This is a genomic window from Psychrobacillus sp. FSL W7-1493, from assembly GCF_038004905.1.
Lineage (GTDB): Bacteria > Bacillota > Bacilli > Bacillales_A > Planococcaceae > Psychrobacillus.
On the sequence record NZ_JBBOSB010000001.1, the window covers coordinates 3,371,547 to 3,385,751 of the forward strand.

General features: G+C 38.5%; 15 protein-coding genes. 3 read left to right on the top strand and 12 right to left on the bottom strand.

The features are described 5' to 3' along the window. The 6 genes from MKX96_RS16690 to speE form a co-directional block, all read right to left on the bottom strand. Nucleotides 1-420, bottom strand: coding sequence for a DUF1934 domain-containing protein (locus tag MKX96_RS16690; protein WP_340885507.1), 420 nt, complete (start codon nt 418-420; stop codon nt 1-3). Between the two features lie 301 nt (nt 421-721). Next, the gene (locus MKX96_RS16695; RefSeq protein ID WP_340885510.1) at nt 722-1,258 is read right to left on the bottom strand and encodes a TetR/AcrR family transcriptional regulator; all 537 of its coding nucleotides are present in this window, start codon (nt 1,256-1,258) and stop codon (nt 722-724) included. A gap of 152 nt (nt 1,259-1,410) precedes the next feature. Then, the gene (locus MKX96_RS16700) at nt 1,411-2,049 is read right to left on the bottom strand and encodes an FMN-dependent NADH-azoreductase (RefSeq protein WP_340885512.1); all 639 of its coding nucleotides are present in this window, start codon (nt 2,047-2,049) and stop codon (nt 1,411-1,413) included. A gap of 381 nt (nt 2,050-2,430) precedes the next feature. Next, complete coding sequence (locus MKX96_RS16705; protein WP_340885515.1) at nt 2,431-2,976, bottom strand: MEDS domain-containing protein; 546 nt, start codon at nt 2,974-2,976, stop codon at nt 2,431-2,433. A gap of 619 nt (nt 2,977-3,595) precedes the next feature. Beyond that, nucleotides 3,596-4,468, bottom strand: coding sequence for an agmatinase (gene speB / locus MKX96_RS16710; RefSeq protein WP_340885517.1), 873 nt, complete (start codon nt 4,466-4,468; stop codon nt 3,596-3,598). A 4-nt stretch (nt 4,469-4,472) separates the two neighbouring features. Then, a complete protein-coding gene (gene speE, locus MKX96_RS16715; RefSeq protein WP_169361405.1) occupies nt 4,473-5,306 on the bottom strand; it encodes a spermidine synthase in 834 nt (277 codons plus the stop codon). Between the two features lie 167 nt (nt 5,307-5,473). On the opposite strand from speE, the gene MKX96_RS16720 reads away from it, so the two are divergent. Then, entirely contained in the window at nt 5,474-7,552 is a 2,079-nt protein-coding gene (locus tag MKX96_RS16720) for a transglycosylase domain-containing protein (RefSeq protein ID WP_340885520.1), read from the top strand. An 884-nt stretch (nt 7,553-8,436) separates the two neighbouring features. Here the strand turns inward: MKX96_RS16720 and MKX96_RS16725 are convergent. Continuing rightward, nucleotides 8,437-8,952, bottom strand: coding sequence for a YwhD family protein (locus tag MKX96_RS16725; protein WP_340885522.1), 516 nt, complete (start codon nt 8,950-8,952; stop codon nt 8,437-8,439). Nucleotides 8,953-9,019: 67 nt separating this feature from the next. Here MKX96_RS16725 and MKX96_RS16730 point away from each other — a divergent pair, with 67 nt between their 5' ends. Then, the gene (locus MKX96_RS16730; protein WP_340885524.1) at nt 9,020-9,205 is read left to right on the top strand and encodes a 2-hydroxymuconate tautomerase; all 186 of its coding nucleotides are present in this window, start codon (nt 9,020-9,022) and stop codon (nt 9,203-9,205) included. Between the two features lie 18 nt (nt 9,206-9,223). On the opposite strand, the gene MKX96_RS16735 is transcribed toward MKX96_RS16730, so the two are convergent. The 3 genes from MKX96_RS16735 to MKX96_RS16745 form a co-directional block, all read right to left on the bottom strand. Further along, complete coding sequence (locus MKX96_RS16735) at nt 9,224-9,739, bottom strand: YwgA family protein (protein WP_340885526.1); 516 nt, start codon at nt 9,737-9,739, stop codon at nt 9,224-9,226. 13 nt (nt 9,740-9,752) lie between these two features. After that, complete coding sequence (locus MKX96_RS16740) at nt 9,753-11,048, bottom strand: HD domain-containing protein (protein ID WP_340885528.1); 1,296 nt, start codon at nt 11,046-11,048, stop codon at nt 9,753-9,755. Between the two features lie 135 nt (nt 11,049-11,183). After that, complete coding sequence (locus MKX96_RS16745; RefSeq protein WP_144539789.1) at nt 11,184-11,411, bottom strand: DUF1450 domain-containing protein; 228 nt, start codon at nt 11,409-11,411, stop codon at nt 11,184-11,186. 156 nt (nt 11,412-11,567) lie between these two features. Between MKX96_RS16745 and MKX96_RS16750 the strand changes: the two genes are divergently transcribed. Continuing rightward, the gene (locus tag MKX96_RS16750) at nt 11,568-12,191 is read left to right on the top strand and encodes an RsfA family transcriptional regulator (protein WP_169361399.1); all 624 of its coding nucleotides are present in this window, start codon (nt 11,568-11,570) and stop codon (nt 12,189-12,191) included. Between the two features lie 99 nt (nt 12,192-12,290). Here the strand turns inward: MKX96_RS16750 and MKX96_RS16755 are convergent, their stop codons facing one another. Then, nucleotides 12,291-13,121 carry a lipoate--protein ligase family protein gene (locus tag MKX96_RS16755; protein WP_340886092.1) on the bottom strand — a complete coding sequence of 277 codons (831 nt, stop codon included), beginning with the start codon at nt 13,119-13,121 and terminating at the stop codon, nt 12,291-12,293. A 20-nt stretch (nt 13,122-13,141) separates the two neighbouring features. Beyond that, nucleotides 13,142-14,086 (bottom strand): phosphate acetyltransferase, encoded by a 945-nt coding sequence (gene pta / locus MKX96_RS16760; RefSeq protein ID WP_340885530.1) that lies wholly within the window; start codon nt 14,084-14,086, stop codon nt 13,142-13,144. Between the last annotated feature and the right edge of the window lie 119 nt (nt 14,087-14,205).

The window sequence follows — 14,205 nt, forward strand, 5'->3', positions numbered from 1 at the left end:
TTATTCCGCCTCCGTATATGTTAGTTCTAATTTATATGTACCGACCACTTCTTCGTCCACTATAAGCTCATAATGTACTAGGAATTGACCATCTGTGAATTGCAATTTCTTTGTATTGGTTGTAATCATGAATGTGCCGTAGCCTGTGTCATAGCTACCGGTCTGCTGTTCTCCTCTTTGAAATGGCAGGCGCATTTTGACACCACCACTTCTAAGTATTAGCGCAGATTCAGCATTAAGTTTTACAGTTGTTCGAACTAACTTTTCGTTCTGTACTTCTTCATAAACTAAATAAGGCTGCTCTCCCTTTAAGGTTAGAACGCCAGATGTATGAATATCAAAAGATTCTTTTTTAGACTTCGGGTGTTGGATTGTTGATCGTAAACGAACAGCAACTTCTTTTTTTAATAGTTCAGACATGGACTTCATCCTTTAAAGCATTTTATAATAATTTATTTATGTAAAAATATAACCTTCATATTATAGCTTAAATTTCATCTAAGTTACAACTAATCGTAAAATACACTTTTTTCTAAAAAAAAGCTTGTTTAAATACACCCAAAAGAGTGTGGAGATCATCACTAAGCTTTTCTTATTTATCTCTGTTAGAGGATATGGTTTATTTTTCGAGAGGTGGTCTTGTTTATGAATTTACACATAAACGATTGAAGCAGTTTAGTTCTGTTTAGTTGATACAAAGGATTTATAATGGATGCTTGTACTAGCCTAAAATGATGCTTTTCAAACGGTTTACCGCCGTATGCAAGGTTTCTTTTCCCTCTACACATGCCATTGCAACTCCATAGATGCCCCAACTCCAAAATGTAGCAAGAAAATAATGTTCTTCTTTTATACCGTGCTCTTTATCTAATAATGTATGCAGATTTTCCGTCAAGCGCTGTTTTATTTCATAGTCCATTTTCGGTTTAAATTCTTTAACTGCTCGTTGACAATGTAAGGCTAAATTTGTCTGAGAACTTATAATAGCTTGTAGGGACATAATAATCGTTTGTTCGTCGATCACTTCTTGTAATGCTACTTCTTTAAAAATTTCTTTCGTGAGAACCTCTTTTTGAATTACATCGATTAAATCGTATTTATCCATAAAATGATAGTAAAACGTTGAACGGTTAATCTTTGCTTCTTGTGTAATATCAGAAATTGAAATATCACTAAAATCTTTTTGTTTAATTAGTTTCAAAAAACCATTCATGATATTTTGTCTTGTCCGTTGGATCCTTGGATCTTGTTTTTTCATTCGAACCTACCTTCTCGAAACTGTATTATTTTGAACGCTTGTTAAATTAAATGAATGACTAAATTATAACAGAAAAATTTCTGGGAAAAAAATAAGCAATTCGTGGTCCATACAAAACAGACCACAAATTGCAATATTTAGATAATAAATGATTAGAATTTTTTTGCTAATTGCTTTGCACGTTCAATGCCTGCTAGTTTAATTTCCTCAGCTTTATCTCGCATTGCATCATGACCCTCAATAAATAAACCTTCAAATTCAGAAATACCCATGACAGCCATCAATTGTTTTAAATAGCGATTGCCTAGCTCTAAGTCTGCTAAAGGATGACCTTCTGAATAAAAATCACCACGAGCTTGAATGTGAAGCACTTTCTTACCTTGAAGTAAGCCTACAGAACCTTTTTCTGTATATCTAAACGTTTTACCAGGCACTGCTACAGCATCAATGTATGCTTTAAGTACTGCTGGGAATAAGTAATTCCATAATGGGGTTACGAATACCATTTTATCTGCTGAAACAAATTGATCAAGAATTTCGTTTAGGCGACTCACTTTCACTAATTCCTCTTTAGAAAGAGCATCCATGGATTGTCCTGCACGAAGTTTTCTCCAACCACTAAACACATCTGCATCTAAATTAGCGATTTCTTGCTTAAATAAATCTACAGTCACAATTTCATCCTTTGGATTTGTTGCTGTATATGCTTCAATGAATGCCTTTCCTGCTGCCATACTAAATGAATGATTTTCATCATTTGGGTTTGCTGTAATAAATAATAACTTAGTCATAATTTTCCCCTCTAATTCTTTAAGATTTGCAACATCTGTTGTGTGATTAGTATAAAATGATTTATTAACTATACAAACCAACAGTTTTATCGAATTGTTGCAAATCCAACATTCAGCTCAGATTGGCTAAAAAGAGAATAATCCAACTATTATATAATAGGTATAGTAGAGAAGAACCTTAACACGCAGGTCCCATCGAAAAAAGAACAAGTAAAAAGAACTTATTAAACTGAAATGCTTTAGTATGTAAAGGTTGGGACACACTCTTCTCAAAATAAAAGCCTCAAAATTTTACACCTGGTAAATTTTAGAGGCTACTATTGCAATACATGTAATTATTTTGCGTTACACCTGCCGCAATCCGCTAGAGGAGATGAACGATTAACGTTTATATTTTTCCGAAACTAATAAGTCATCTTCCACTAAAACATATGGGTGGGTTTCCAACAAAATGTCCTTAAGGTATTCTGGCATCCTTATTCCTGAATAGGCACAGATTAATGGAAACTCTACTTCGTTAACCGCTTTATCTACAATTTCCTCGAAATCTCTAATGAGATATAATGGCTCTTCCATAGAGCTCCATTCGACGTGTGCCCATGACCGAAAAGAGACATCGTTTTCCACATATGGCTTGATCATTTCATTGAAGTAAGCAGCTATTGCTGGAGGATGATAACTACCACTTGAATAATAAAAGGATAAGCTGTTTACAAAATGAACGTATTTCATTTGAACTTTCGATACTCTCAAGCTCAATTCATTTTTAATAAAAGGATAAAGTCTATCATTCTCAACAAGGATAGTGTATTCCCCTGCCTTAATGCCATTTTCAATAAAGCTCGCTACCTGTTCCAAGTAATTTTCCATTTCCAAATAAGAATAAAGCACATGGACATTCTTCCTGCTTTCAAATAATTGATTCATTTTACTTCTCAAGCTATCATTCCTTTTCCCTTCTTTTCTCTAATTATAGAGAAGTTAAAAATAAAAATAAACAGTATTTTCCATACATTTAACTCTTTCTCCTACTTCACAGTTGTGTATGTAATAGAAAATAAAGGCCCCTAAAACTTTACTGTACGTAAAGTTCTAGAGGCCTTAGTTATAGATGACTCTCTATTTAACCCATCCTAGTAGCATTTCGCGTATGAGCTTCGACGCAGTGTTTGCGGTTTGGCTTCCGCTTCACTTCGTTCAGCTCCGCAGAACACTAGAGACTGCTTTCTACTTTAAAAAGCCTAAGATCATTTCTCTCAGCAACTTCGATGCTGTATTTGCGGTTTGCTCCTGCGCACTGCTCGTCGCAGTAACATTTAGTGACTGCTTTCTACTTTATCCAGCCTAAGATCATTTCTCTCAGTAACTTCGACGCGGTATTAGCGGTTGTGCTTCCGCTTCACTTCGTTCAGCTCCGCAGAACATTAGTGACTGCTTTCTATTTAACCCATCCTAGTAGCATTTCGCGTATGAGCTTCGACGCAGTGTTTGCGGTTTGGCTTCCGCTTCACTTCGTTCAGCTTCGCAGAACACTAGAGACTGCTTTCTACTTTAAAAAGCCTAATATCATTTCTCTCAGCAACTTCGACGCAGTGTTTGCGGTTTGCTCCGATTGGTCGTAGATTGGGGCTACTTCTACTAGGTCGAAGCCTACTACGTTTACGCCTGAGTTTGCGATTGCGTGGATTGAGGCTAGTAGTTCGCGGCTTGTGATTCCTCCGCAGTCTACTGTTCCTGTACCAGGTGCATGCGCTGGGTCGAGTACGTCAATATCAATGGTTACGTACACTGGACGACCCTCAAGTGTTGGAAGTACCTCTTTTAATGGCTCTAGCACTTCAAATTTAGCAATTTGCATACCATTTTCTTTCGCCCAATCGAACTCTTCCTTCATTCCAGAACGAATTCCAAATGAGTAGACATTTTTAGGACCTATATGTTCTGCAATTTTACGTATCGGAGTGGAATGGGAAAGGGGCTCTCCCTCGTACTCCACGCGTAAGTCTGTGTGTGCATCCATGTGAATGATCGCCAGGTTATCGTATTTGTTCGATACAGCCTTCATCACTGGCCAAGAGACTAAATGCTCTCCACCCATGCCGACCGGTATTTTTCCATCCTTCAATAACTGATGAATGAATTCTTCAATTAATTCTAGACTTTTACCAGCGTTTCCAAATGGAAGCGGAATATCTCCTGCATCAAAATAGTTTACATCATCTAGTTCTCTATCAAGATAAGGAGAATATTCCTCTAGACCAATAGATACTTCACGAATACGCTGGGGACCGAAGCGGGATCCAGGACGGTAACTTACTGTCCAATCCATCGGCATTCCATAAATGACTGCCTGTGCTTCATCATAATTTTGCTTGCTTTTAATAAAAACATTACCTGAGTATGCTTCATCGAATCTCATTGGCTTACTCTCCTGCAAGGTCTTTCACAAATTTCGGTAAAACGAACGCTGCTTTGTGAAGTTCTTTTGTGTAATATTTCGTGTCTATATCGAAGAATTGCTCGTCTGGAACTTGTAGTGGGTCATATTTTTTAGACCCAATTGTAAAGCACCATAAACCACTTGGATACGTTGGGATATTAGCCAAATACATATTTGTAATTGGGAATATTTCCTTCACATCTTTTTGTACTTGGCGGATTAAATCTGCTTTAAACCAAGGGTTGTCCGATTGTGCAACGAACAATCCGTCTTCTTTTAAAGCTTTAGAGATTCCAGCATAAAAGCCCTTCGTAAATAGATTTACTGCAGGTCCTACTGGTTCTGTTGAATCTACCATAATGACATCGTACTCATTTTCAGACTCAGCAATATGCATAAACCCGTCTCCAACTTGTACATCTACTCTTGGGTTTTCTAATTCACATGCAATCTCTGGTAAATATTTTTTTGAGTACTCAATTACTTTTCCATCTATATCAACTAATGTCGCTTTTTTAACCTTCGGATGCTTCATAATCTCACGAATTACTCCACCGTCTCCCCCACCAACCACTAATACATTTTCTGGGTTAGGGTGCGTGAATAAAGGAACGTGTGCAACCATTTCATGATAAACAAACTCGTCCTTTTGGGAAGTCATAACCATGCCATCTAAAAAGAGCATGTTACCCCATTCCTCTGTTTCGGCCATTTCCAACAGTTGAAAATCCGTTTGTTCTGTATGAAGTGTGCGTTTCACCTTCATTGTGATGCCAAAGTTCTCGGTTTGCTTTTCTGTAAACCAAAATCCAGCCATTTATCTATCTCCTTCCAATATATGATTCTTTTACTTTACCTAAAAAGTAAATACAAAGAAAGTATAGTGGTTTTTGGCAAAAGTGCAATAGTTTTTTAATTCTCGGTTTAATTTGTTTCTATAGTTCTCATACTGTTAAAAACACAGGTGAGAACGGGGTTGATTTTTTGAAGCGCGCGCAATATAAAAAGAAGACTACTCGAAATAAAAGATTAAAAAGAGTTCTCCTAATCGGAATAGCTGCTAGCTGTGCATTTTTAAGTGCCATAGTCACTCTTCGAATATATGCGCAAATAGTTGGCGCACCGATTATTCAGGTTCCAATTTCCTCTGTATATTTAGACAATCAAGGTAACGTCATCGGAGATCGTTTTAATGAGCAACGTAGGTACTGGATATCACTAGATGAAATGTCTCCCTTCATTCCACAAGCAACTATTTCCGTGGAAGACCAGGAATTTTACGAGCATAATGGTTTTGACTACTCTCGAATTGCTTCCGCTCTACTAAAGGACGTAAAGGCAGGAAAAAAAGTTGAAGGTGCCAGCACTATTACTCAGCAATATGCACGTAATGTGTTTTTAACCCACGATAAAACATGGACAAGAAAAATAAATGAAGCTTTGTACGCTTATCGCTTAGAAATTTTTTATGAAAAGGATGAGCTTCTAGAGGGGTACTTGAACACTGTCTATTTTGGACATGGTATGTACGGAGTAGAGGCTGCAAGTCAGTATTATTTTGGGAAAAGCGCTAAGTCTTTAACTTTAGGAGAATCAGCTCTTTTAATGGGTATTCCAAAAGGACCGACCCACTATTCTCCAATTGTGAACGAAGAAAAGGCCGTTAATCGTCAAAAGCTAATATTGCAGTTAATGAATAACCAGCAATTCATTACTTCAGAACAAAAGGAACGTGCAAACCTAGAGCATTTAGCTCTAAAGACAGAAGAATCAAGAGTAGCCAAAAAGACAGCACCTTATTTCTTAGAGGAAGTTTGGAAGGAAGCTACAAAAATAGTAGAGAGCAAAGGACGTCGCATTGAAGATGGTGGATGGACGATTACTACTACGTTAAATAAACAGCATCAGCAGGTAGCAGAAGAAACTATTGAAAAGTGGATGCCTAAAGGGGAGTTGCAAATCGGGTTCGTTAGTATGGAGCCCAAAACAGGTTATATAACAGCTATGGTTGGAGGAAGAAGCTTTACCGAAAGTCCCTTTAACCGAGTTACACAAGCAAAAAGACAAACCGGCTCAACAATCAAGCCTTTACTGTTCGCAGCCGCTCTAGAAAATGGCTTCTCTCCTCTTACTTACTTAAAAAGTGAGCGAACGATTTTCACTTATGACAACGGACGGAGAGAATATGAGCCTAAAAATGTAAATGGAGAGTTTGCTAATCATCCAATCTCCATGGCGCAGGCCTTAGCAATCTCCGACAATATATATGCAGTGAAAACATTGGAGCATATAGGCTATAAACCTTTTGAACAACTGGTGGAACGCTTTAATATCAACATGAAGGTCGATCAAACACCTGCTACCGCGTTAGGTACACCAGAGGCGTCCTTACTAGATATGACGAAGGCATACAATACGATATCAGATAAAGGAATGCAAATGAAACCAACGTATATTACAAAAATCTCAGACAATGAGGGGAAAGTTATATATGACATCAGTGAGGAGAAACGAAAAGGCAAGAAAGTATTGTTAGAAGAAGATGCTTTCTTATTATCCCATTTGATGACTGGAACATTTGATCCTACGTTTAATGACTACTCTCCTGCCACTGGTATTAGCATACGGGCAAAGCAAACACGTCCTTACGCAGCAAAATCGGGCACAACGAATACAGATCAGTACCTAATAGGCTTTTCTCCACAGCTAACAGCTGGAGTTTGGAATGGCTATGACCAAGGCAAGGCAGTGAGTGATGCAGAAGCGAAGCAGGTAACGAAGCAAGTATGGATTGAATTCATGGAGCAAGTGCATCGAGGACTACCCGAGGAGCCATTTATCGCTCCTGCAGGTGTACGCGGGGTTATCGTAGATATAGAAACAGGAGGACTTGCAACTTCTGATTGTGAAAAGCAACGCCTTGTTTATCTGAAGGAAAAGGATATCCCAACTAAGCTTTGTACAGATCCAAGACTAAAACAGCACACATTCGAGGATTTATCGGAAGAACAAAAAGAAGAAGAGTCCTGGTCCATCTTCCCATTCAACTTCTTCGGAAACTAAGCATTTAAGACAGTTAAAAGGCTGGGTCAAGACTATCTTCTAAAGAAAATGGAGTTGTTTTCCGTTTCGGCGGACGCTTTCCGGGGGCACGGCTTCAATCTCCTCGTCGCTTTGCTCCTGCGGGGCTTTCAGCTCGTGCTGTTCCCCCAGGAGTCGCCGCCTCCTCTCCAAACAACTACAATGGAGAGATTTTTTTTACAAGATATCAACTGCTTTAAAGAGTTAAAATGATCAGTGACTTAATAACTAGTCCTTCTGTAAAAATAATATAAGAGTAAATTGAGCTTGGGGTTATTCTCCCTAGCTCAATTTTTTTAAAGTTATCAATTTCATAAATAGCAATTAACCAATTAAAACACGAACAATTTATAAGATTGATTGTAGCGGCAGGCGGCGACTCCTGTGGGATGAGTGAGACAGATAAGACATCACAGCCACGCGCGTTAGCGATGGGTGATGGCTTATCGCTCACCCCACGGAAAGCGTCCGCCAGAGCGGAAATCAATTCTACTTTATTACTAAAAAAGCATTGGAATCCTCCATATCCAATTTAAACTTTTCGTGTTTTCCATAAGAATAGCAGAAATTATGAAATTGATTACACAATATTAATAATCTCTACCTTAACCATAGCCTAAAATTTAAAAGGCTTTTCATCTCCCTAAAGAGACGAAAAGCCTTTTCTTAGTATAATTTTCTGTTTAAAGTTGGAAAGATTTGGATTGGGTTTCACAAACCTTCCAGCCCATCTCATACTCATTTAACTAAGTGTCCTAGCATTACTGTGAAGTAAGCTTTAAGTAAATTGTACTTTCTTTTTTCAATTAATTCAACCGTCTAATCGGACTATGTTGTAATTAATTCATTCTAAAGTTATTTTAATATTATATTCCTAAATCTTGATGCAGCTTTTGTTCGCTTTGTTCCCACATTTGAGGATTGTGAGATTGTAAAAATTCCTTCAAGATTCCTTTTGAACGATCGTCCATAAAATCAACTAAAATTTGGCGCTTCATGGACTTATCCATTCGATTTACATGGTCAGCCAAAATCTTATAACCCCGTCGCTTCTCTCGATTTACTACCATCTCACAAGCAGCTACGCCGGCGTAATAAGGGCCATCCTGTTTGTAATCGATTGTTACCCAAACTAACCAATATGGCTTTCCTCCAGCAGAATCCTCACGATTGGTAGTAAATTTAATACCTCTTTCAGTATCGCTTCTTGCATGCATTGCACCAATTTCAACTTTGGCAGTGCCTTCTTCTATATCGATAATGACTGGAGAAACGTTCTCAAGTGAAAGAGAACCGATCCCATATCCCTTGTGACCATCAGTTGGATCGTTTTTAATAATGGTAAATCCTACTTTTTGTTTCGGTTTTTCTTCATTTGTCATGCGTATGCTCCTTTTCTTCTGTTATGATGTTAAGTATACTGATTATTTTTACAAAGGAGGTAACAAAATGCCATATGTAACAGTAAAAATGTTAGAAGGCCGTTCAGATGAACAAAAAAGAGAGCTAGTGGAAAAGGTTACTGCAGTGGTTGCAGAAACGACTAATGCTCCAGTTGAGAATGTTGTCGTTTTTATCGAAGAAATGCCTAAAAACCACTATGCGGTAGCTGGAACACTTCTTAGCGATAAATAAAGTTAACCAAAGCTATTCCTAGTGAATAGCTTTTTCATTCATCAAGTTCATCACAAACGAAAAAGCTTCCTCGATTTCATCATCACTGTAATTCAACTTTCCTTTTACAACACGTACTTTTTCAATTTGTTCTTCCTTTGGAAAGTTCTCAAAGTAAAGCAATGTAGATACTAGCTCTAAAAACCGTGAGCTTTTCTCCTTCATTTGTTTAATGCAGGAATTTAATGCGGCACTAGGTTCAGAAATCTGAGCCATTTGAGTAAAGTGTTCCCCTGCATCGGTCATTTGATATTTATATTGGACGTAAGAGCCTTTATCCTGACGCTCCTCCTGCAAAAATCCCATATTACAAAGTTCCTCTACACGTAAGGTTAGCTCTTCAGAGTATGGGCCATATATATGGAAATCATATTTCTCTTTATATGGAAATTGTAGTTTCTTTGCGATATAGACCATTTTTTGTAATTTTTTTCTTCCCGTGATCCCGTCTGCTGCTCCGATAAATTGTACAATTTTTGCATGTTCCTCTAACAATACAAACCCACCTCTATTTTAGTAAATCAAGTATTTGTTTCTTCAAAGCCTTCTTCTTGCCGTCTGCTGTCAAAAAGTCCTCTGGAAAGTATAATTTGTGATCTGTTCGTCGCTTACCCGAAATAGCTTCTACCACTTCAGATTGGCGAGAAAGTTCACGTATTTCCCCATTTGGCATTTGTAGGTGTATCGGGATACGCTCTCCCTCTTCTCCTGGTCGATAAAAATCGTAAGGCAAGTCTGATGACGAGTCAAACACCAAATAATATTCTGGATCAATTCCAACTCTCTTAAATAGCTGCTCTAATTCCTTCATTTTCACATAGTCTTTTGCCAAGTCAAATTCAATATATTGAAATAGCTTACGGTTAACAAAACGATTACATAAATCAGATAAAATGGCATCCTTTTCATTCATCCACAGCTGAAAATATGTTAGCAATACCCCTTCATCTAAAGCCAAATAATCATTCAGAGTAAAGGTCTTGTCAAAAAAACGAGCAAAATGAGTAGGCCGCTGTTCAAAAGCATATCCGTTTTCACTCAATGCTTTTGCTCTGTGCAAAATTTTCGTAAGAATGACCTCTGCACTTCGTGAAACTGGGTGGAAGTATACTTGCCAATACATTTGGTAACGGCTCATAATATAATCCTCTACCGCATGCATCCCAGTAGATTTAATAACTACCTGGTCATCGAGCGGTCTCATCACTCGTAAAATACGTTCCATGTCAAAATGACCGTAGCTCACCCCAGTAAAATAAGCGTCTCTTTGTAAATAATCCATACGGTCTGCATCTATTTGGCTTGAAATAAGACTTACTACTTGCTTGTTAGGATAGGTTTTCCCTATTACATCGGCAACTTTTTGAGGGAAATCAGGACTGACTCTTTTAAGTACCTCATTAACCTCTGTATTTCCAAGTAAGATTTGCTTTGTAAATTCCTCATGGTCCAATCCAAATACATTTTCAAAGGCGTGAGAAAATGGTCCATGTCCCAAATCGTGTAGCAATGCTGCACATAATACTACCAGTCTTTCAGAAGGGTCCCATTCTGGTCTTCCTTCAAAACTATCATCTACGATTCGACGGACGATTTCATATACACCTAACGAGTGATTAAATCTGCTATGTTCTGCCCCATGAAAGACTAGATAAGTAGTACCCAGCTGTTTAATGCGACGAAGCCGTTGAAATTCCTTTGCCCCAATCACGTCCCAAATCACTTGATCTCGAACATGAATATAGCGATGGACTGGATCCTTAAATACTTTTTCTTCTGCTAGCTTTTGCGTAGCATAGCTCATATCTCACCCTCCATGTCTTTTAAAAATGTAGCTCACTTCCTATTAACTATAAAGTATAAAGAAAAAAGCCGCTTATGGAAAGGCGGCAATAGTTCGTTACATATAGGATAACCTTCTTGCAAGGAATGTCTATTATTATGATTCCAGCTTGGCGCGTACTTTCTCCATTAATTCGTCCTCAGTTAAAGCTGCCACTGGACGATTATTTATAAAAGCAAACGTCTTTTTACGCCCTGGACCGCAGTAGGACTGACATTCTTTAATCTCAACCTCTGCCTCTGGATCGATTGCTTTTAGCTTTGGAATTAATGTTTTTAAATTAACGGCCTGACACTCATCGCAAACTCGAAAATGGTTTGCCATAGTACACAACCCTTTCTATAAATAGATATTGTCTACACGTCATTGTATCTTAAAGTTTATATTGCTATCAAGTGTAAATTACGTGAATAAAAGAGCGATATGTTGTCCATGATGTTAATAGAACAACGAAACTATGAACATGGTAGGAGGACAAACATGGTAAAAATAAGACAAGACGCATGGATGAGAGAAAACGATGAATTGTTAGCTGAATTGGTGTTAAGACACGTTCGCGAAGGTAGCACCCAGTTAAACGCATTTGAGGAAGCTGGTGACGAGTTAAACCGTACTGCAGCAGCTTGTGGATTTAGATGGAATGCAGTAGTTCGCCATCAATATGAAACAGAGCTAAAAGAAGCAAAGAAAGAACGCAAAGAAAAGCTTCGTATTTTAGGAAAAGATTACAGACGTAGAGGAAATGGAATCTACCTAGCGAAACCTCAGGAAGAGGGAGAACGCACTCAATCTATTCCGGTTTCTGCATTATCGATAGATATAATCATTGCTTATCTAGTACGACTGCAGCATAGTGATTCAGATATTTCTAGATACCGTCACATGGCAACGATTTCAAATGAAAAGATTCGTAAGTTAGAAAGCGAACTTGCCAAACTCGAAAAAGAAAATGCTGCTATTAAACAAGATTACGAGCAATTCGTACAAATCATGAACCGTGCCCGTCGACTAGTAACATTAAACGACGAAGAAATGCCAGCAGTACCAGTATTTCAAATGGAGAAAAACGGCAACCTAGTAACAAAAGAACCACCAACCGTTTAATGGATTGGTGGTTTTTTTCTGATTATGTCAGCATTCCGTTGTAGTTAGATAGACAAGCTCAATGTGCGAAAAAACACTTTTTTTATGCGTATGGTATGGTTATCCTTCTAGCATTTTTTGATTTCGTTTTAGTACTCTTTCTAAGTAGAACCGATAAAGTTCCGCTTCTTCCTGAATAAGTGATTGAGAGACCACTTGATCGGACCTCTGATGCAGTAGTTGTTGGATTCGAATGACTACATCCTGCACCGTATAGGTCGCTTGCAGAAGCTCATTAAGTGAAGCCATGACCTCAGGTTTTATACTAGGGTAACTAAATTTAGTAACCTCTCCCTGAACCCCTATTTCATAAAACTCTTGAATAAGGCGAGCTCTTTCGCTTCCGCTTCCTTCAACGCAAAGGTACACCTGGACGGCTATGCCTTGTCTCAATCTTCGTTGAGAAATCCCAGCAAATTTTTTGCCTCCAATACTTAAATCATAGGATCCGGGGCAATATGAGCCTACTATTTCATAAGCTTCTATTTTCCCCTCAGCCTCTGGGAAAAGTTGCTGGACGAAAGCTAACATCACCTCGTAGCCAGTAGGTATGTCTATGGAATTCTCTCTTTCAGACAACACAATTGATATATTTAGGACGCCTTCATCTAATACAACCGCAAGTCCTCCTGAATTTCGAACGATAGGATTGTAGCCTCGCGTACGCAAGAAATCTTGAGCCTCTTCTACAAAAGGCAATCTATGATCCTGAATCCCCATTACTACGGTTTGATCATGTACCCACGTTCTTACGGTTGCTGGGGACTGCCCCTGACCGACTACATGACAAAGTAAATCGTCAGCTGCAAAGGATTCCAATGCAGAGCGGCTTTTTCCGCTCAGTGACTGGTCCCAAAAACGCCATGTTTGTTGCTCCAATAAAACATCTATTTCTGACATCCCTATTCTCCTTAATCTAGTGCTTGAGCTGCTGTAATATAAGCAAGCTTGTATACATCCTCCGCATTGCAGCCTCGTGATAAGTCATTTACTGGGGCATTTAATCCCTGTAGTATCGGCCCAATTGCTTCAAATCCTCCAAGACGCTCTGCTATTTTATATCCTATATTGCCTGCCTCCAAAGAAGGAAAAACAAAAACATTTGCATTTCCTCTCACTGTTGCACCTGGTGCTTTTTTATCCGCAATGGACGGAACAATACTTGCATCGAATTGAAGCTCCCCTTCTATCACCAGCTGAGGTGCTCGTTCTCTTGCAAGTCTTGTTGCTTGAACGACTTTGTCCGTCTCCTCCGATTTTGCGGAACCTTTAGTAGAAAAAGATAGCATTGCCACCTTTGGCTCTATACCAAATGCAGCAGCTGTCTTAGCTCCCTCCACTGCAATTTCTGCCAAGTCATCACTTGTCGGAGCGATTGTAATGGCACAGTCGGCAAAAATATATCGTGTATCATTCTTTACCATTAGAAATGCCCCACTAGTCTTTGTAATTCCAGGCTTTGTTTTGATAATTTGTAGGGCCGGTCGCACAGTCTCCGCCGTTGTATGTGCTGCTCCACTTACTAGACCGTCCGCTTTTTTTGTATAAACAAGCATTGTGCCAAAATAGTTAACATCCTTTAAGATCTCTCTTGCCTCTTCTATAGTTACTTTACCGTTGCGTCTTTCCACAAAAGCATTTACTAGTTCGTCCATATGTTCATAGGTTGCCGGATTCAACACCTGTAAGCCACTTGGAATATCGCTCTCATTTCCTATGACAATGGGCTGAATTACTCCCTCTTCATGCAATTTTAATGCTGCCTCAATTATTCTTGGATCGTTTCCCTCTGGTAATATAATGGTTACATTTTTACTTTGCAGCTTGCCTTTTATTTCTGTAAATAAATCAGCCATAATAACGCCCCCATTAGGATATATTTGTACTTTAAGCATACACGAGTTTGTCACAGATTGTCATGTAAAAGTGGGGCTAAAAGGGGAATTCTAAAAGCTGGTATGGTAAACTAAATATG